This is a genomic window from Mycolicibacterium wolinskyi, from assembly GCF_002101965.1.
In the GTDB taxonomy this organism is placed as follows: domain Bacteria; phylum Actinomycetota; class Actinomycetes; order Mycobacteriales; family Mycobacteriaceae; genus Mycobacterium; species Mycobacterium wolinskyi.
The window spans coordinates 147,329-166,982 of sequence record NZ_LQQA01000013.1 but is presented as its reverse complement, the minus strand read 5'-3'; the positions used below and the strand labels follow the sequence as shown (position 1 = coordinate 166,982).

Sequence of the window (19,654 nt, the reverse complement as noted above, 5' to 3'; positions counted from 1 at the left end):
GAGGAGATGACCGATCACAGCCCAGATCCGTTTGCCCCGGCCCGACTCGGCCCAGTGCAGTTGCGCAACAGGGTGATCAAGGCCGCCACATCTGAGGGACGCTCACCGGACGGGCTGGTCACCGACGAGTTGATCGAGTTTCATCGCAGCTTCGCCTACGGCGGTGTGGGCATGACCACCGTCGCCTATTGCTGTGTGTCGCCGCAGGGGGCAAGCGCGCCGGGGCAGATTGTCATGGACATCAAGGCATTACCTGGTTTGCGCCGCCTCACCGACGCGGTCCACGGTGCGGGTGCCGCGATCTCGGCGCAGCTGGGCCACGCCGGTGTGGTGGCTCAGAAGAAGCTGACCGGCGTGACGGCCGTGGCGCCGAGCCGATTCATCAACCCCACTTCGTTCGCTTACTGTCGCGAGATCAGCCGCGGTGAGATCCGCATGGTGATCGACCAGTTCGGTGACGCAGCGCAGGTGGCCGTCGATGCCGGATTCGATGCGGTCGAGCTGCACTTCGGACACCTGTACCTGCCGAGCTCATTTCTCAGCCCGTTGATCAACCGTCGCAACGACGAGTACGGCGGTGATATCGACAATCGGTCACGGTTCGTCCGGGAGATCGCGCAGCGGGTCCGAGAAGTGGTCGGCGACCGGATCGCGGTGATCGCCAAGCTGGACATGGACGACGGCTTGCCAGGAAGCATCTGGATCGACGAGGCATTGCGCACCGCTGCGCTACTGGATGCCGACGCCACGTTGGATGCGATCGAACTGACCCAGGGCTCATCGGTGTTCAAACCCATGTACTTGTTCCGCGGGGACGTTCCGGTACGCGAATTCGCACAGGTGATGCCGCCGGCATTGCGACCTGGGGTGCGGCTCGCGGGCAAGTGGGCGATGGGCAGCTATCCGTACGAAGATCTCTACATGCTGCCCGCCGCGAGGCAGTTCGTGCCGATCATGCGCAACACCAAACTGATTCTGCTGGGCGGCATCACCAACCGTGGCCACCTGGAAACCGGCATGCGGCAAGGATTCGATTTCCTGGCCATGGGACGGGCGTTGTTGCGGGAGCCCGATCTGGTCACAAAGATGCTGGCGGATCCGGCCGCCCGCAGCCGCTGCAATCACAACAACAAATGCATGGTGACAGTTTTCGCTCGCACGCACTGCGTCCTGGATCCCGACCAGCGCTATGGTGCGGCAGCCCCGATGCTGCCGACCAGGTCGGCGACGTCGGCGCAAGCCTGAGCGCGGGCACGCTGGCAGATGCCGAGCATTGGCATCGTCATGAACCCGTGGATCCCGCCTTCGAAGTAGCGCCGGACGGTGGGGACGCCAGCGGCTTGCAACGCCTCGACATAGGCGATGCCTTCGTCACGCAGCGGATCGTGGCCGGCGACGACCGCGATGGCAGGCGGCAGGCCGGAGAGGTCAGCGTGCAACGGTGAGGCGTAAGGATTCTGACGGTCGGCGAGGTCGGGGACGTACTGGTCCCAGTACCACTGCAACGCCGAGATGGGGTTGTAGTAGCCCTCCCCGAAACTGCGGTAGGACTCGGTGCGGAAGTCAGCGGCGATCACGGGATAGAGCAGTAACTGGCCGGCCAACGCCGGCCCACCCCGGTCACGCGCCATCAGCGCGGTGACGGCGGCGAGGTTGCCCCCGGCGCTGTCCCCACCGACGAGGACGGCATGCGCGTCGCCACCGAGCGACGACGCGTGCTCGGCCGCCCATCGGGTGGCGGCGTACATGTCCTCGGCGGCCGCGGGCCACTGGCCCTCTTCGGACGCCCGCCGGTAATGCACTGAGACCACCACGGCGGGAATGCGATTGGCGATGTTGCGACACAACTCGTCGTGGCTGTCGAGATCGCAGAAGACCCAGCCGCCGCCGTGTGCGTAGACCAACGTCGGTAGCGGGCGTTCGCCACGGACCGGGCGATAGATCCGTATCGGCACCGGTGCGTCGGGACCCGGGACGGTAGTGTCCTCGACCGAGGCCATGGGCTCAGGCTGTGCGGCAGGTTTGAACCGGGACCGTATCGCTGCGCGAGCCTGTTCGCCGGTCATGGTGTGCACGGCGGGGAAACCGGAATCCAGCGCCTCGATCATGTCCGCGATCTGTGGATCGAGTCCGCTCATGCGAGTTGCAGGTTCGTCGCCGCACGCGCGGTATGAGCGGTCGGGCCCACCCGCAGCGGTCGCATCTGCTGCAGGGTCGGCGCGACTCGAACCGCGCCACCACTTTCCACCGTCCGCCAAATACCCAGGGCCGCCATCCGCACGGGTGCGGCAAGGCGCTGGTCGAACGTCATCCGGTTCGCCGGACCGCAAACCGAGATCGCGGCTACGGCCTCGCCGGGGTCTCCGATCGGTGCGGCCACACAACCCAGTCCGGCAACCGACTCTTCACGGTCGAATGCTATGCCGTGGGATCGCACTTTCTGCAGTTCGCTGCGCAATTGCGCAGGGCTCGAGATCGAGTACTTGGTAGGACGCGGCAGCGGGGCGGTCGCGAACAGGTCGATGTCACTCTCGTCGGCGTAGGCGAGCATCGCCTTGCCCACCGCCGCGCAGTGCGCAGGCTGGCGGCCGCCCACGCGCGTCGGGATCGCCGCAGCCATCCGGTTGCCGACCTTCTCCATGTAGACCACGTCGGACCCGTCAAGGATGGCCAAGTGCACCACGAGGCCGGTGGCTGCGTGCAATTCGTGAAGCATGGGAATCGCGGCCTTGTGCAGGCGGTCCTGATGCACGGCAAGCGATCCCAGTTCGACAAGCCGCATTCCCAGCTCGTAGTCGCGGCCGTGGCGCCGAAGCCACCGTAGCTGTACGAGCCGTTCGAGCATGCGATGCGCCGACGAGCGCGGCAGCCCCGTGCGTCGCACGATCTGGGCAAGCGTGAGCCGACCGGGGCCGTCGAACGCATCGAGGACGAGGGAGATGCGGTCGATGACGGCGCTCGGCGTCTCGGCTGCTTTCTTATCCGAGGTCGCGGGCTCTTCGATCATCGCGGTCATGACGGTCCTCCTGAGCGGCAAGTACTACTAGTCGATATATGACTAATAGGAATATGACTATCACAAGTATGTGTCCCGTGTCACGTACGAGTCTGCGTGTGGTCCATCCGCCCAGCCGGGACTGCGCCCCGGTAATCGGGCGGGCTACGCTTCGGAGATCGGAGCCGCCTAAGCCCCGGAAGTCAATCCAGTTGCCGCTTCGGCGAATTGAATGATCTGCTCACCGATGTCTGCCACTGGTTCGGCGGCGAGCTCGCGATACGGCTGAGCGGAGACCGACATGACGACCGCTCCGCTGTGGTCGCGAATCGGGGCCGAGATCATTGCCACCGGAATCATGTCGCCCTCGCGCAACTCGCCGGGTAGGACGTCGACGACCGTCAGGTCGGCGACGGCGCCGGCCAACCTGGTTGACACCGCGTCCGGTGTGTTGCCGTTGTCGAGGGCGATCAACGCGTCGAAAACCCGAATCAGCGGTCCGCTGAGTCGTTCCACTCCGTAGCCGCGATCGCTTATCACGTTGAGCACCTGTGTCATTCGGTCTGCAAAGGATGCGTTTACCGGACCTGCCGCAGACATCCACCGCTCGTATACGTCGGCCGCGTCCCAGGCGACAAACTCCCGGCCGAAGGGGGCGGCGAAAGGCAGACGCACTCCCGCTGCCACGTGGGGCGGCGAGGAACCGGGCGCGGCCGCGTCGACAACGACGATGGCTCCTGCCCTGATCTCCGAGATGCACACCGGCATCTGGATGCGCAGGCTGAGTTCGCGCAGGGCATCGCGTAGCAGTCGCGGTGTCGATCGGCCGCCGGGTGCCGCGGTGGGGAAGCTCCGGCCGATCGAGTACCTCCCGCTGAGCGGGTCACGCGCCACCCAGTCGTGGTTCGTCAGCGTCTGCAGGATGGCGTGCCCGGTGGACCGGGTAATGCCCAGTTCACGACTGATCTCGGCGAGCGTCAGCGCTTCGTTCCGGCGGCTGGTGAGCAGAGCGACGACTGCAACGACTCGACTGGTGGGCGGTGATGGGTCTTGACCTGCTTGTGCGGACTCACCTAGCTTGGCGTTCATATATTCGAACACTATAACGAATATTCGCCATTTCGAGTTGTCGTCAAGTAAGGAGCAGCGTGCCGAACTGCGCACTGGGCATCGAGGATCTGACGGTCCCCGTGCTCAACCCGATGCAACGAGACGTTCTCGCGCAACTGGAAAACCTGTCGGTGGATCTCAGCCCAGCAGGCCTGATGGGTGAAGCGATCGACAAGACGGGCTTGGACGACTTCGGGCCTGGCGATTTTCATCCACGGCTCGCCGCGTACGCCCAAGCTGTCGACGCCGACAGCGGCAACACCAATCTCAACCGTTTCATCCTGCGTAACCGCATCGTCCGGTTGCTCTCACAACGGTTGTTGTTGACGGATCTGCTGCGTCGTTATCCCGAGATCCACGACATCGAGATCGAACGACCGATCATCGTCGTCGGATTACCCCGTTCGGGGACAACGCATCTGGTCAACCTCCTCGCATCCGACTCCAGGCGACGTGCGCTGCCGTACTGGGAAAGCCAGGAGCCATTCCCTCTGCGCGGTGAAGGTCCGGACGTCAACGGAGTGGATCCCAGATTCATGCGCAGCGTCGCCGAGCACGAGTCGGCAATGGCCATGACTCCGCTGGTTCAGAACATGCACGACCGATTTCCGCAGGCGATCGAGGAAGAAGTCGAGATCCTCGACCTCGACTTCGCGAGCTATGTGCTGGAGTGGCATTGCCGGGTGCCGCAATGGCGCGACTATTACCTCGGGTTGAACCAGGACGAGCATTACGGCTACCTACGCACGATTCTCAAGGCCCTCACATTCTTACGAGGTCCACGCCAGTGGGTGCTCAAGTCGCCACAACACTGTGAGCAACTCGGGCCCCTGATCCGAACGTTCCCAGACGCCACCGTCGCGTTCACCCACCGAGACCCCGTAGCCGTCATCCAATCCGCAGTCACGATGCTGGCGTACGGAGACCGTATACGGCGCAAGGAGATCGACCCGGAGGGCCTCGTGGCCTACTGGATCGACCGCATCGAGCGGCTGCTGCGCGCGTGCGTGCGTGATCGGGATCTGATCGGTTCCGACCGAAGCGTGGACATCGGCTTCCACCAACTCAACGGCAACGAGATGCCGATTCTCGAGACGTTGTACGGCTACAACGGCACCACGCTGACCGAGGATGCCCGAGCGGCGTTCCGCGGTTACCTAGACAACAATCCGCGAGGCAAACACGGACGAATGCGGTACGACCTCCAAGGCCACTTCGGCCGGACACCGGACGAAGTCCGGTCGCGCTTCGGGTTCTACTTCGACCGATTTGACGTCCGGGAGGAATCGTGACCAGTTATCAACCCGCGTACTTGAGCCGCCCGAGTGCCGATGACATCGTCGGCGCCGGTGCACCGGCAGAGGAAGTCAGCCCGGGTATCTGGCTCTCGCCAGGTCTGTCGAACTCATTCATGCTGACGACCGATGCAGGCCGGATCGTGTTGAACACCGGGATGGGTTTCGAGGGACCGGTGCACCGTGCCAACTTTGACGCCGTCGACGCCGCGCCGATCCGCTACGTCATTCTGACCCAAGGTCATGTCGACCATGTGGGCGGCATCGACACGGTCGCCGACGCCGACAGCGAGATCGTCGCCCAGGCCAACTGGGAAACGTGGCGGCGGGACAACGAACTGTTGGCAGAGTTCCGGGCTCGAAACTCGGCGTTCGCGTGGGTCGGCAAGGTGATGGACACGATCGAGCGCAACGCGCCGCGATTCGGCCCGCCGCCACCGCAGAGCGTTCCGACCCCGACGATGGTCGTTGACGATGAACTCGTCATCGAACTTGGCGGGCGCCGCTTGGAGCTTTACGCCACACCCGGTGGTGAGACCACCGACAGCCTGGTGGTCTGGTTGCCCGAAGAAGGTGTCTGCCTGTGCGGCAACGTCTTCGGTGCGCTGTTCGGTCATATTCCGAACCTGGTGACGATGCGCGGGGACCGCTATCGGGATGCGCTGAGGGTGGTGGAGTCGATCGACCGCGTCCGTGCGTTGGGGGCCAAAACACTGCTCACCGGGCATTTCGGGCCGATAGTCGGCAAGGACCGGATCGAGTGGGAGTTGACGAGACTGCGTGACGCGGTGACCTACATTCACGATCAAACCGTGGCGGGGATGAACGCCGGCAAGGACATTCACACGTTGATGCGTGAGGTGGTACTACCGCCCGAACTGGAGGTCGGCCAAGGCTATGGCATGGTCCGCTGGAATGTGCGGGCCATCTGGGAGAACTACGCCGGCTGGTTCCATCACCGCTCGACGGCCGAACTCTACGCCGAAGGTCCGGACGCCACCGAGCCCGATTTACTCGAACTCGCCGGAAAGCAAGCCGTTCTCGGACGAGCTCGCGCACTGCTGGACGCCGGAGAACCGGTGCGCGCCATCCAGTTGGCCGAGATCGTGAACCGGGTCGAACCCGGTGACGAGTCAAAGCAGGTGTTGATCGCGGCTCATCAGGATCTCCTACGGGACAGCACTAATTTCTGGGAAGCAGCCTGGCTGCGCGAGAAGATCAAGGAACTGTCATGACAAACCGTGTGCTGTTCGACTTCTCCGGTACCAACGCACTGGTTACCGGCGGCACGAGTGGTATCGGCCATGCGACCGCATCGCTTTTGCGAGACAGCGGCGCGCAGGTCACGGTCACCGGCACGAGAGCAGGGCCCGAGGAGTACGACGTCGATCTGTCCGGACTGCAGTATCGGCAGCTGGCGCTGACCGACTCGGACGGTATTGAGGCGCTGGCAGATTCGTTCACCGACTTGGACATTCTCATCAACAACGCCGGGGCCAACTTTCCCGGCGGGCTCGACGAATCGACCGCAGAGGGTTTCACCGCATCGGTGGCCGTCAACCTCTTGGCGCCATTCAGATTGACGGAACGTCTGCACAACGTGTTGAAAGCATCGAATGCTCCCGGCGGTGCCAGCGTGATCATGCTCGCGTCCATGGCGGCCATCCGATCGGTACCGGTGGTGCCCGGATACGGATCGGCGAAGGCCGGAGTACTCGCACTCACCCGCAACCTCGCCACGAAATGGGCCGCTGACGGCATCCGGGTCAACGCCGTCGTCCCGGGAGTCGTCGCCACGCGCATGACCGCGCCGATGGACTACGTACCCGAGATCAAACAAGAACAAGTCGACCACATTCCGCTCGGTCGGTTCGCCACTCCGGATGAGATCGCCAGCCCAATCCTCTACCTGTGCAGTGGAAATGCGTCCTACAGCACCGGATCCGCGCTCGTCGTCGACGGCGGCTACAGCGTGCTGTGAGTGGTTCGACGACATCGAAGAGAGGGAGTCCATCATGAGAGCAGCCATCATCACCGGCCCCGGGAAAACTGAGATTGTGGACGTGCCGACGCCCACGGTGGGGCCGAATGACGTTCTGGTGAGAATTCGAGCGTGCGGGATCTGCGGTTCCGACACGATGTACATATCCATCGGCGGTTTGCCGCCGCGGCATGGCAGTATGCCGATCGGTCATGAGCCGGCCGGCGAGGTGGTCGAGGTCGGTCGGGGTGTGCGCGGTATCGCGGTCGGTGACCGTGTCGTGGTCAATCCGATGGCAATTCCCGACGACATCATCGGCAACGGCGGTTCGGTCGGTGCGCTGGCCGACTACCTGCTCATCAAGGATGCGGTCCGCGGTCGGAGCCTCGAGGTCGTGCCAGATCACATCCCGTACGAGGTCGCGGCACTCAATGAGCCCATGGCGGTGGCAGTTCACGCGGTGAACCAGGTGGCGCCTCGGCAGACTGACCAGGTGCTGGTGCTCGGGGCCGGCCCCATCGGCCTGGGCATCACACTCGCCTTGAAATCAAGGGGAGTGAAACATGTTGTGGTGGCAGACATCCTACCGACCCGGCTGGAGAAAGCGCTGAAGGTTGGCGCAGACGCCGTGATCAACTCCAAGGAGGAAGATGTCGTCGCGCGATTGATCGAGCTGCATGGTCCCGGGGATTCGATGTGGCCGAACAAGGCGGGCACAGATGTATTCCTTGATGCGGCAGGCGTGCCGGCGGCCGTCGACACGGCACTCGGAGCTGCCAAGCGGGGAGCCAAGCTCGGCGTCGTGGCCGTCCACAAGGAGCCCATCAGCATGGAGTTCATGAATGTGATGAGCAATGAACTGATGATCGTCGGGTCGATGGGTTACCCGAGTGAAATCTTCGAGGTTACGAAGGACATCGTCGACAACTGGGAGAAGTATCAGCTGATCATCAGCCACACTTTCGATTTCGATGACCTCCAAGAGGCGTTGGAGTGTGTCGCCACGCCGGGTGCGGCGGACAAGGTCGTTATCACGCTGAGCGAGAGGTGAGGTGATGATGTCGTCCGCCAGTATGAACGACCAGATTGCCGATGTGATTCGTCGCTACGTCTCGCTGCTCGCGGCCGGTAGTGCCGATGATCTTCTGGAACTGTTCGCCGAACACGCGACCGTGGAGGATCCAGTCGGCAGTGACGTTCGCACCGGCCGGGCGGAGATCCGCGAATTCTTCTCCACCTTGGAGGCAATGGACCGCCAGACCGAACTGGTCCTGCTCCGTGTCGTCGGCAACGAGGCGGCGTTCTCGTTCACCATCACCTTCAAGGTCGGCGACACCACGATGCGCCTGCAACCGATCGATACGATGACATTCGACCGAGACGGCAAGATCACCTCTGTGCGAAGCTATTTCGCTCCCACGGACCTTGCTGAGGCCTTCTCGTTGCCGGAATAGTAGAGGTAGAAATCGTCGGTCGGATACGAGGTCTTGTATGTGGACACCTGGCTGCCGCGGAACTCGACCCCTTGGGCCTTGAGCCACTCGATCATCTCCGGACTCTGTGCACAGAACCGTTTCAGGGTGTCGCTGGTGACGGCGTCGCCGACTTCAGATTCCAGGTAGGCGAACATATTCTCTGGGGTGTCGTCGTATCCGCCTGCTCGTTGTTCTACGGTGCCGCCACCGGCGCCCGCGGCGCCGAACCCGACCACGATGACGTCGTATTCGGGAGGAGGCGACGTGTTCTCGTTGCTCATGTCGGGCAGTCAACCTGCGGTGGAGGACCGGCGCCAGGGCCTGTGACCATTAGTCGGAACGTCGCACAGGCACTCCGGAACTGATGGCTCGGGTGTTTGGTGGCTTAGGTGCGACAACATCAGACCGCACGCGTAGGGGTCTCCCGTTCAGTGGTCAATCGGATTGGAGGGGCACGCCCCGACTGTCAGAGTGCTCTAAATCACTTTGGAAGCCGATTGAAGGGTAGATCACGTGGGTGCATCGAGGTATGTCGGTCGGGTTGGTGGTCTGGCTGTCGCGCTGGGCGTGGGGGCTGCGATCTTTGCCGGGCAGGGGACCGCTTGCGCGGACACCGGCACCACCGCGTCGAACAACTCAGAATCGGCATCGGCCGACAATCGCGGAAATGGACCGGCGCGCACCGGTTCTCCGAGCACACAGAGCGATTCGACAACCGGCAAACACGGCCCACGTCGCTCATCGACATCGTCCAAGCAGACCGATGCCAAGTCAGACTCAACCGATGGCATCGACTCGAGTTCCGGCAGCGGTTCCACAGAAGATAAGCCGTCGAGCTCGCCCTCACCGTCCCGCGGTACTGGCGCCGACCCGGATTCTCGGCAGACGCAGAATGATGCAACAACCGGCAAGCACCGACATCGCCACGCGTCACCACGTCCCAAGCCGGCTGAGCTGAAGTCAGACCCAACCGATGGTGCCGACTCGAGCTCCAGCAGCGGTTCCACAGAAGAAACGAAGGCCGCCGCTGCGGCGGACCAGCGGGAGGAAAGTGAAACTTCGTCGGTCACAACTGATCTGCGCAGAGTAGTGGCGGATTCGTGGAGGGTTGATACTCCCACGTCACCCGAGGAGCTAACAGCCTCATGGGCGCTGCTTGCGGCCACTCGACGAGAGCTGTCCCGCTCCGGCGTCAGTGGGCCTGCCGCGAAGCCGACCGTGCTGGCCGCGACGCCAACGTCCGCCAGCGTTCCCGCGGCAGCTGCGGCCCCGTATCCCGACGGCATACCCTTCGTATCCCCGCCCGACTTGCCGCAGCAGTTCAACGCGTTCTTCTACAAGCCCATTTACACCGCGGTATCCCACTGGGTCGACACTCCGGGAGGCCAGGCGTTTGCGGGATTCGTCAACACCGTGACCGGGTCGTACGCGATCGGTGATGGTTCGGCGGGGACGAGCGCCTCAGACCCTAACGGGACCAACGCGGGGTGGTTGTTCGGTGATGGTGGGGATGGCTGGAACAGCACTGTGGCCGGTGTTGCCGGTGGAAATGGTGGGGCCGCCGGTCTCTTCGGCAATGGCGGTGTAGGCGGTTTCGGCGGAGCGGGAGCCGCAGGTGGCGCCGGCGGGTCCGGTGGAGCACTCATGGGTCTTGGCGGCGCAGGTGGCGACGGTGGCGCCAGTAGCGGTAGCAACGCTGGTGGCGCCGGCGGAGAAGGCGGTGCCGCGCCCGGATTGTTGTTCGGTATCGGCGGGACCGGTGGTGACGGCAACGATGGTGATGTGGGCGGTGTCGGCGGCGACGGTGGCAACGCCACCGGGTTGCTCAGCAGCGGCGGGCGTGGAGGCAATGCCGGCGACGGCACCCTGACCGGGCGATTGCCCGCATTGGGTGGCGCTGGCGGCACCACCAAACCGTGGAGCTTGGGCAACCACGGCGAAGTCGGCCTCTTCGGCCATCAGGCTGGGGTGAACCTGGTTGCGGGTAATCCCACGATCAGCACCACCGGCACTTGGTTCACCGACAAAGACGGCCGAGTCGTCATCTTGCGGGGAATGAACGTCGTCGACATCACCAACCCGATCCGTCCGCCGTCTGAAGAGGGCTTCAGCGAGGATGACGCGGCGTTCCTGGCGGCCAACGGGTTCAATGTCGTGCGGCTGGGAGTCGACTGGGAGCGGCTGCAACCCGAGCCCGGGGTCTACGACGAGGAGTACCTCAACGAATTGGATCAGACTGTGGCGATGCTGGGCGATCACGGCATCGTCGCCGTGCTCGACCTTCATCAGAATGTGCCGCCCACGTACGTCACCGGTGAACTGCCGCCGTCCAACATCGGATTCCCACTCGACATTTTCTTCGACTCGGCGAAAAATGCGGCACTCGACAAATTTTGGGCGAATGACCCTGGCCCGACCGGCGCCGGGCAACTCAATGAGTACGCCGCGATGGTCCAGTACCTCGCGTATCACTACAACGGCAATGCCAACATCGTTGGCATCGAGATAATGAACGAACCCCGGCCGGGCAACCAGTTCCTGCCGTCGATTCTCGGCAGCTCATATCACGAAGCTCAGCAGCTGACCCCGTTCTACAACCAGGTGGCCACTGCGATCCGCAGCGTCAATCCAGACGCGACGATATTCTTCGAACCCAGCGTGGCGGCTACCGCCATGGTGCCCGTGAGATTGGGCACGGTCCACGACTCCAACTCGGCCCTGTCGTTCCACAACTACGCATTCCTGAACCTGGGAGGCGTGGTACTGCCCTTCGTCAACGTCATCGCCAACTCGGCCGTCGACTATGCCAAGGCGCATAACATCCCCGCCATCATGACCGAGTTCGGCTCCTCCAGTAACCCGTCTTCGCTGAATCAGACGATGGCCCCAGCCGATCAACACATGCTCAGCTGGACCGAATGGTCCTACGCGAACACCACCTATCTCGGTGTCGACGGCACCGTCGAATGGCTGGTCGACGATCCCAGCAAGCCCCTCGAAGGCGACAACGTCAACTGGGACAACCTGAAGATCCTGACCAGGCCCTACGCCCAAACTGTCGCCGGCACACCGCAATCGATGTCGTACGACGAGGAAAACGGCAACTTCACATTCAACTACACCACCGACCGCGTCGACGGCCAGGGTCGCTTCGCCCCCGGATCGGAAACCATCATCTCAGTCCCAGAAGTGCACTACCCCAACGGCTACACCGTCACCGTAGAAGGCGGAACGGTCGTATCCGCCGACAACGCACCCCAACTCATCATCGCGTCCGACGGGTCCGACACGGTCAAAGTGACTATCACTCCTAACACGAGTGTGTAGCGGCTGGGTTCCACCGGACATCATCGACCGTCACGACGGCACCATCACCCTCACCTCCACCCGGTGAAGTGATGGTGCCTCGTGCTCCGTGGCGACGCTGAGAAAGCCAATAGCAAAGCTGTAGCCAAATAACCGCGGTCAAGCGTTTGGGCCCGAAAGTGAACAAGATCGCGAGAATACTTGAGAATCTCGCGATCTTGTTCACATTCGGCGTCAGGCCCGAGCAGCCGCCCGTCCGGCTCGACGACCGTAGAAGCTCCCGTCGCCCAGTGATACGCCGCTGGCATAGCCCCATGCCGCCAGGCCGGCCGCGGACCGGCCCGCCGCGTAGAGGCCCGGAATCGGCTCGCCGCTGACGTGCAGGACTTCGGCGTCGAGTGTGGTGGCCAGGCCCCCGAGGGTGAAGCCCCCGGTGCTCTCGCGAAGGTCTATAGCACCCACCGGCGATTTGATCGGCTTGAGCCACTGCGGCTTCTTGTGCAGCAGTGGATCCTCGCCACGCGCCGCACCCTCGTTGTACGCGGCCACGGTGGCCTGCAAGGAATTCGGAGGCAGCCCGATCTCGGCTTCAAGCTCTGCGACAGTGTCGGCGACCCATGTCGGCGGCCGCAGCATCAGCTGGGGCGACAGGGAAGCCATTGCCTCCTCCTGCGCATCGCCGTCGATGATCAGGTAGGCGGTGTTGTTCTGGTGATACAGCGTCAGCTGACCGGCCCGGCCGGGATAGGTGTCCTCGGCAACGTAGCGTTGACCACGTTCGTTCACCAGGATCCCGCGTACCAACTGTTGGGGATCGATGAACAACGCGACCTCGGTGGCATCCATGTGCGCGAGATCGGCGCCCAGAGCTTGCGCCATCCGGATGGCCTGGCCGTCGTGCTGCTCGATGGAGGCCGCCGGGCGGCCGGCGATGCGTGGGGCGTACTGGGCGACCATCGCGTCGTTGTAGGCGAAGCTGCCGGTGGCCAAAACGACGCCTCGGCGAGCCCGCACAGCAATCTCGGTCCCGTACTGGCGCGCGACGACTCCGGCTACGCGACCATCGGACTCTACGACGAGCCGCTGCACGCGCACGTCGTAGAGCGCCCGTGCGCCCGCCGCCGTCGCAGTGTCGACGAGCGGTTTCATCAGCATGTAACCCGCGCTGGCCTCGCCTTGCTTCTTGTTCTGCATCTGCGGCACATGGCCGCGCGGGGCCGGCGTGGCGATGGTGTTGAACGGATACGAGTTCTCTCCACCGCTGTACATGAGCCCCTGGTCGCCCATCGGCTCCCAACCGGGCTCTCCGAAGAACTCAGGTTTGAACGGCACCCCGCAGCCTACGAGCCAGTCGAAGTGCGCGACACTTCCCTCGCAGTAATCGGCGATGCGCGCGGCGTCGGCGCCCGGACCCATGGCCGCATTGAGGAACGCCGTCATATTGTCGACAGAATCGTCGAATCCACAAGCCTTTTGGATGGCTGTGCCGCCGCCGAGGTAGATGAAACCGCCTGCCATCGAGGCGGCTCCGCCCCATGACCCCGTGCGTTCGAGCACGAGGACGTCGGCCTCGGCTCGTGTCGCCTCCACGGCCGCGGCTGCGCCGGCGACCCCGTAGCCGGCAATGACCACATCAGCCTCGTAGTCCCACTTGGCCACGTCTGTGGTGCTGATCGGCGTCGGATCGAACGTCGGAGTGCTCACGGTCGCATCGCTTTCGGCAGATCGCTGACCCACTGGTGCCCCCAGTAGCTGTCTGCGGTGATTTCTTCTGCGGTGTAATAGCTTTCGTCGACCCGCATCCCCTCGGTGCCGAACTCGATGTCCCAGTCGCCGGGGGCGCGGACGTAAAAGGAGACCATCTTGTCGTTGGTGTGCCGGCCCAGCGTGGATGACAACTGGAAGCCTTCGGCGTTCACCCGGTCGAGGGCCTGGCCCACCGCGTCAAGTGTGTCGACTTCGACCATGAGATGGATGAGACCGGGATCGCGAAGGTTCTGTGCGGGACAGATCGCCAGGCTGTGGTGGCGCTGATTGACACCCATGAACCGCACCCGCACCGGGCCGAACTCCGGGGGAACCGGAACCCGGAACGCGCCTCTGGACTTGAAACCCAGTACCTCGGTGTAGAACTCGAACAAGCCCGGAACGTCGAGCGCGGGCAGCACGACGTGGCCGAGGCCCTGCTCGCCGGTCACGAACTTCGCTCCGAAGGGCGTGACGACGGGAGAGTGGTCCAGGACCGGGCCGTGGAACACCTCCAGTGCGGTGCCGGCCGGATCCTCGAAAGCAATGGCCTCCTCCACGCGTCGGGCGTCGGTCTCTTCCAGCGACAGCTCCTTGTAGGCAACGCCTGCTCCTTCGAGCGCCCGCTTGAGTTCCCGCAACGCGGCGTGGTCGCGTACCTCCCAGCCGACCGTGACGATCTTGTCGACGTCTCCGGGGGCGACGATGATGCGCGCGGCCCGCTCGTCCATCCGTAAGTACAGCGCGTCCCCATCAGGTCCCTTGCCTTCAGCGAAACCCAAGACATGGAACGCGAAGTGACGCCAGCGCTCGATGTCGCTGGCCTGGACGGTGACATAGCCGAGGCTTTTGATCGTTGTCATGGTTGTCCTTCTCAGATCATCGCCCGCAGCGGGCCCTGTGGGTCGACACCCAGCGAGCTGAGCGCCGAGGCGTGGTAGACGGTGCTGGGGACATGGATGGCGTGGGCCTGCCCGACATGGATGTCGCGCCAATACCGTTGCAGCGGTTTATCCATCCGGGTCGCATTGCCGCCGCACCGGGCGAAAATCTCATCGACCGCCGAGACCGCCCGCCACACGGCGCGGACCTGAGTGCGACGTCCGGCAGCGCGATCGGCGAAGCTGACCTCCTTGCCGGCGGCGACCATGTCGTAGATGCGATCGGCGTTGGTGAGCAGTTCCTGACGCGCGGCGTTGATGTCAGCTGCGGCTTCGCCGATCGCATACATCACATAGGGGTCGTCCTTTATCGCCACGCCGCTCGAGTTCACCCGTTCGCGCTGGTAGTCGAGTGCCGCCGCCAAGGCTCCCTCGGCGATGCCGATCGTGGCCGAGCTGATGCCCAGCGGGAACATCGTCGACCACGGCATGAGGTACAGCGGATTGGTCATTCCGGCCTCGCGCTGAGCGGTGCCGTCCATCACCTTCATCGCGTCCATCGTGCGGTAGGACGGTACGAAGGCGTCCTTGACGATGACGTCCTTGGATCCGGTGCCGCGCAGACCCACGACGTCCCAGGAGTCTTCGACGATCTCGTAGTCTTTGCGGGGCAGGATCATGTGCAGCATCTGAGGTGGCATCAGCGGCTTGCCGTCGGTATCGCCCACCATGGCGCCGAGGAAAATCCAATCGCAGTGATCGGTGCCGGAGCTGAACTGCCAGCGGCCGTTGAAGATGTAGCCGCCGTCCACGGGTTTGGCCACCCCTTGCGGGGCGTAGGGCGATGCCACCCAGGTGTCGATGTCGTCGGCCCAAATTTCCTGCGCGACACGCGGATCGGCGTACGCGAGTTGGTACGGATGGACGCCGACCACGCCGTTAATCCATCCGGCCGACGGATCCAGAGCCGCAGTGGCCATCACCGTCTCTGCGAACTCGCGCGGGTGAACCTCGAGCCCGCCGTGCCGCTTGGGCTGCAGCAGCCGAATTGAGCCGACCTCCTTCATGATTTTGACCGTGTCGTCGGTCAGTTTGCCGATCTTTTCGGCCTCGGCGGCCTGTTCGCGGAGCTGGTCTGCGAGTTCGGCGACGCTGTCGATCACCCGTTTTGTCATGGTCTGATGGTGGACCGGACAACCGGCCGACCGCCAGGGCTGTCCCGATGAGCGGAAGTCAGAACTCGATTCTCAACTTGTCCGACAGCGGGCAGGCCTGGCAGGCCAGGAACAGGCCGTCGGCGATGTCCTGGTCGTCGAGAATCTCGGCGTTGCCCAACTCCACCTCGCCGTCGAGCACGGTCGCCGCGCACGAGCCACAGTTGCCCTCGCGACATGAGTACGGCACGGAGATTCCAGCGGCCAGCATCGTGTCCACGAGATTGCGTCCACGCGCCCAGCGCAGCTTATGCACTTCGCCATCGAGTTCGATTTCGGCCTCGGCGGCGTCACCGTCATCGGCAGCGGCGACTTCGGTGGGTGTGTCTGCGAATGGATCTCCGGTCAGCGACTGAAAGATCTCCAGGTGGATTCGCTCGCGTGGTACGCCCGCTTCCGAGAGGGCGTCTTTCACGACCGCCATGAAGGGAGCAGGCCCGCAGATGAAGGATTCGTAGGTGCCGAAATTACGGGCGAATCCGCCGAGCTGGGCCCGGGTGGGAAGCCCCTGCACCGACTCCAGCCAGTGCAGCACGGTGAGCCGGCCCGCGTAGCGGGCCGCCAGTTCCCTCAACTCGGCGGCGAAGATGACCGACCGTTCGTCGCGGTTGGCGTAGCAGAGGATGACTCGCCCGGTGCCGGCTGCCAACACGGATTTGAGAATCGACATCACCGGAGTGATGCCGCTGCCCGCGGCCCACAACAGGAAGTCTCCGTCGAGGCTGGCTGGTGTGAATACCCCGGATGGTGGCAGAACCTCGACCGTGTCGCCTGCTGAGATGTTGTCGCACAGCCAGTTGGACCCGTACCCGCCGTCGGTTCGTTTGACGGTGACCTTGGGCGCCTCGTCAAGATGCGGAGAGCTCGCCAGCGAATAACAGCGTGCCACCGCGCCGGTCTGTTCGCTCGGCACTCGTAGCGTCAGGAACTGCCCGGGGCGATAGGCGAAGCGGTCACGGTCAGCGTCGGGCACGGCGAACACCAGCGAGCGCGCGTCGTGACTTTCATCGATGACTTCGCTGACGGTGAGCCGTACTGTGCGCGAACTGGTTGGCGCCGTCGGGACGGATTCCACGTCGGTCATGACGCCACATTCTGGTGACGAACGCATACTCGGTGGTTACTCGAGTCCGATGGCCGGGACGAAATCCGGTCCCGGTGATCGGGAGCGGAGGCCGCCCGGTTGCCGCCCAAGTCCTAACGTTCGGTCCGTGACCAGCGTGACGGGCAGCCATGTCGATGTCGTTGTCGTCGGAGCCGGCTTCGGAGGGCTCTACGCTCTGCACAAGTTCCGAGAGCGGGGACTGTCGGTGCGGGTGTTCGAAGCAGCGCCGGATGTGGGCGGCACGTGGTACTTCAACCGGTATCCGGGTGCGCGTTGCGACGTGGAGAGCGTCGACTACTGCTATTCGTTCTCCGATGAACTGCAACAGGAATGGACCTGGACCGAGAAGTATGCGACGCAGGGCGAGATCCTCGCTTACATCAATTGGGTTGTCGACAAGCTCAATCTGCGAAGCGGTATCACGTTCAACACTCGCGTGACATCGGCCGTCTTCGATGAAAAGGCGGTGCGCTGGCAGGTTACCGCTGAGGGCGTCGACGGTACCGAACAGGTCAGCACGCGGTTCGTGGTGATGGCTACTGGTCCGCTGTCAGCCGCGCTGACGCCGGACTTCAATGGACTCGAAACCTTCGGTGGCGATATCTATCACACCGCGCACTGGCCGCATGAGGGTGTCGATTTCACCGGTAAGCGGGTCGCAGTGATCGGCACCGGGTCATCCGGTATCCAGTCCATTCCCGTCATCGCTGAGCAGGCAGAGCAGCTCTACGTGTTCCAGCGCACGCCGAATTACAGTGTGCCCGCCGGAAACCGTCCGCTGTCCGCCGCGGAAGTCGCCGAGATCAAGGCCAACTACGCGGAGCGTCGTCGGATGTCGTGGCGCAGCGGTGGCGGCTCGCCGCACGTGGCGCACCCCAAGCTGACGATGCAAGCCACACCTGAGGAACGTCGCGAAGCATTCGAAAAGCGTTGGGATCTCGGCGGCGTGCTGTTCTCCAAGACCTTCAGCGACCAGATGATCAACATGGAGGCCAACGAAGAGGCGCGGAAGTTCTACGAGGAGAAGGTGCGTGCGGTGGTCGACGATCCCGACGTCGCAGAACTCCTGATCCCGACCGACCATCCCATCGGAACCAAGCGGATCTGCACCGACTCCAACTATTTTCAGACATTCAATCGCCCCAACGTCAAGCTGGTCAGCGTTCGCAAGACACCGATCGAATCGATAGACGGCACCGGGATCAACACGTCCGACGCACACTACGATGTCGATGCCGTTGTGTTGGCCACCGGTTTCGATGCGATGACGGGCGCGCTGGCCAAGATCGATATCGTCGGCCGCGAAAATCACCGGCTGGCCGACGACTGGGCCGAGGGGCCACGAACCTATCTGGGTTTGGGAGTGGACGGTTTCCCCAATCTATTCCTGGTTTCGGGGCCCGGTGCGCCGGCGGTGCTCGCCAACATGGTGTTGCACGCCGAGGCACACATCAATTGGATCTCCGACGCCATCGCCTACCTCGATGAACACGGCTATTCCGCGATCGAGGCCGCGCCCGAGGCAGTTGACAATTGGATCGCCGAATGCAACCAACGCGCCGAGGCCACCCTGTTCCCTCGCGCCAACTCCTGGTACATGGGAGCCAATGTGCCTGGAAAGCCACGGGTTTTCATGCTCTTCATCGGTGGCTTCGGCGTGTATCTCGACATTTGCGCTGAGGTTGCCGCTGCCGGATACAAGGGATTCACGCTTACCAAGGCGCCATAGAACTCCAACGATAGGAATCACCGTGACTGAACTCGCCAAGTACGGGCCCTGGGCCGTCATTGCCGGCGGCTCTGAAGGAGTGGGCGCAGAGTTCGCCCGCCTGCTCGCCGAGGACGGCTTCAACCTGGTATTGATCGCACGTAAACCTGCACCCCTCGAGGAAACCGCCCAGCGATGCCGCGACCGCGGGGTCGAGGTACGGGCAATTCCACTCGATTTGTTGGAGCCGGACTCGGTGCCGCGTATCGCGCAGGCCACCGTCGACATCGAGGTCGGTCTGTTGATCTACAACGCCGGCGCGAGCACCTGCAACGAACCGTTCCTGGACGCACCGCTCGTGGATCTTCAGAAGGTGATCGATCTCAATGTCACGCGGATGCTGGAACTGGTGCAGCACTACGGGCGAGAAATGGCTCCACGCAAACGGGGCGGCATTCTTGTGGTCGGATCGCTGGCCGGCTATATGGGCGCATGGCGCCACACGGTGTATGCCGGCGCCAAAGCTTTTTCGCGGATGTTCGCCGAAAGTTTGTGGCTGGAACTACGTGACTACAACATCGACGTGCTCGAACTGGTGCTCGGCGTAACCCGGACACCGGCGATGGAACGCGTCGGGCTCAACTTTGATGCGCCCGGCATGATCGTCAACGAACCGGCCGACGTGGCGCGCGAGGGCTTGGCGCACCTTGCCGACGGGCCTGTGTATGTCGCAGGTGGCAACGCGGCGACGGCCGAGGCTAACAACGCCCCGGACCGCGCCGCTGTGGTGCTCGGCGCGCATAAGGCGATCCTCTCGCTGGTCAACCATCGGACCTAG

At 63.5% G+C, this 19,654-nt stretch carries 16 protein-coding genes and 1 pseudogene; 9 read left to right on the top strand and 8 right to left on the bottom strand.

Annotation, left to right across the window (positions count from 1 at the left end; all coding sequences use genetic code 11):
* Positions 1–6 precede the first annotated feature (6 nt).
* Entirely contained in the window at positions 7–1,245 is a 1,239-nt protein-coding gene (locus tag AWC31_RS12810; protein ID WP_085144797.1) for an NADH:flavin oxidoreductase, read from the top strand.
* Here AWC31_RS12810 and AWC31_RS12805 read toward each other — a convergent pair.
* The 3 genes from AWC31_RS12805 to AWC31_RS12795 all read right to left on the bottom strand — a co-directional run bounded on the left by AWC31_RS12805 (position 1,188) and on the right by AWC31_RS12795 (position 4,084).
* Positions 1,188–2,138, bottom strand: coding sequence for a LipP1 family hormone-sensitive lipase (locus AWC31_RS12805; protein ID WP_085144602.1), 951 nt, complete (start codon positions 2,136–2,138; stop codon positions 1,188–1,190). The genes AWC31_RS12810 and AWC31_RS12805 overlap by 58 nt on opposite strands.
* Positions 2,135–3,016 (bottom strand): IclR family transcriptional regulator, encoded by an 882-nt coding sequence (locus AWC31_RS12800; RefSeq protein WP_085144601.1) that lies wholly within the window; start codon positions 3,014–3,016, stop codon positions 2,135–2,137. The genes AWC31_RS12805 and AWC31_RS12800 overlap by 4 nt, the downstream gene beginning before the upstream one ends.
* A gap of 168 nt (positions 3,017–3,184) precedes the next feature.
* Positions 3,185–4,084: a helix-turn-helix domain-containing protein gene (locus AWC31_RS12795; RefSeq protein ID WP_085144600.1), complete on the bottom strand. Its 900-nt coding sequence runs from the start codon at positions 4,082–4,084 to the stop codon at positions 3,185–3,187.
* Positions 4,085–4,197: 113 nt separating this feature from the next.
* Between AWC31_RS12795 and AWC31_RS12790 the strand changes: the two genes are divergently transcribed.
* Genes AWC31_RS12790 through AWC31_RS12770 form a run of 5 tightly spaced genes read left to right on the top strand, consistent with a single transcriptional unit; the run spans position 4,198 to position 8,835 of the window.
* On the top strand, positions 4,198–5,397 hold the full coding sequence (locus tag AWC31_RS12790) for a sulfotransferase family protein (protein ID WP_234816849.1): 1,200 nt from the start codon (positions 4,198–4,200) through the stop codon (positions 5,395–5,397).
* Positions 5,394–6,635, top strand: a complete 1,242-nt coding sequence (locus AWC31_RS12785) for an MBL fold metallo-hydrolase (RefSeq protein ID WP_085144598.1) — start codon at positions 5,394–5,396, stop codon at positions 6,633–6,635. The genes AWC31_RS12790 and AWC31_RS12785 overlap by 4 nt, the downstream gene beginning before the upstream one ends.
* Positions 6,632–7,381, top strand: a complete 750-nt coding sequence (locus AWC31_RS12780; protein ID WP_085144597.1) for an SDR family NAD(P)-dependent oxidoreductase — start codon at positions 6,632–6,634, stop codon at positions 7,379–7,381. The genes AWC31_RS12785 and AWC31_RS12780 overlap by 4 nt, the downstream gene beginning before the upstream one ends.
* 34 nt (positions 7,382–7,415) lie before the next feature.
* On the top strand, positions 7,416–8,432 hold the full coding sequence (locus AWC31_RS12775; RefSeq protein ID WP_085144596.1) for a zinc-dependent alcohol dehydrogenase: 1,017 nt from the start codon (positions 7,416–7,418) through the stop codon (positions 8,430–8,432).
* 4 nt (positions 8,433–8,436) lie between these two features.
* Complete coding sequence (locus tag AWC31_RS12770) at positions 8,437–8,835, top strand: nuclear transport factor 2 family protein (protein WP_234816839.1); 399 nt, start codon at positions 8,437–8,439, stop codon at positions 8,833–8,835.
* Here the strand turns inward: AWC31_RS12770 and AWC31_RS12765 are convergent.
* Positions 8,814–9,137: pseudogene (locus AWC31_RS12765) on the bottom strand (FAD-binding protein); the annotation flags it as partial. The gene AWC31_RS12770 and the pseudogene AWC31_RS12765 sit on opposite strands and share 22 nt — an antisense overlap.
* Positions 9,138–10,074: 937 nt before the next feature.
* On the opposite strand from AWC31_RS12765, the gene AWC31_RS12755 reads away from it, so the two are divergent.
* The gene (locus tag AWC31_RS12755; protein WP_234816838.1) at positions 10,075–12,183 is read left to right on the top strand and encodes a cellulase family glycosylhydrolase; all 2,109 of its coding nucleotides are present in this window, start codon (positions 10,075–10,077) and stop codon (positions 12,181–12,183) included.
* 213 nt (positions 12,184–12,396) lie between these two features.
* On the opposite strand, the gene AWC31_RS12750 is transcribed toward AWC31_RS12755, so the two are convergent.
* From AWC31_RS12750 to AWC31_RS12735, 4 genes are read right to left on the bottom strand one after another with little or no spacing between them, the layout of a single operon-like run.
* Entirely contained in the window at positions 12,397–13,866 is a 1,470-nt protein-coding gene (locus AWC31_RS12750; protein WP_085144593.1) for an FAD-dependent oxidoreductase, read from the bottom strand.
* Entirely contained in the window at positions 13,863–14,771 is a 909-nt protein-coding gene (bphC, locus tag AWC31_RS12745) for a biphenyl-2,3-diol 1,2-dioxygenase (RefSeq protein WP_085144592.1), read from the bottom strand. The genes AWC31_RS12750 and bphC overlap by 4 nt, the downstream gene beginning before the upstream one ends.
* An 11-nt stretch (positions 14,772–14,782) precedes the next feature.
* Positions 14,783–15,964 (bottom strand): acyl-CoA dehydrogenase family protein, encoded by a 1,182-nt coding sequence (locus tag AWC31_RS12740; protein ID WP_085144591.1) that lies wholly within the window; start codon positions 15,962–15,964, stop codon positions 14,783–14,785.
* 58 nt (positions 15,965–16,022) lie between these two features.
* A complete protein-coding gene (locus AWC31_RS12735) occupies positions 16,023–17,087 on the bottom strand; it encodes a ferredoxin--NADP reductase (RefSeq protein WP_085144590.1) in 1,065 nt (354 codons plus the stop codon).
* A 49-nt stretch (positions 17,088–17,136) separates the two neighbouring features.
* Between AWC31_RS12735 and AWC31_RS12730 the strand changes: the two genes are divergently transcribed.
* Both AWC31_RS12730 and AWC31_RS12725 read left to right on the top strand, forming a co-directional pair.
* Positions 17,137–18,837, top strand: coding sequence for a flavin-containing monooxygenase (locus AWC31_RS12730; protein WP_085144589.1), 1,701 nt, complete (start codon positions 17,137–17,139; stop codon positions 18,835–18,837).
* A 22-nt stretch (positions 18,838–18,859) separates the two neighbouring features.
* Complete coding sequence (locus AWC31_RS12725) at positions 18,860–19,654, top strand: SDR family NAD(P)-dependent oxidoreductase (protein WP_085144588.1); 795 nt, start codon at positions 18,860–18,862, stop codon at positions 19,652–19,654.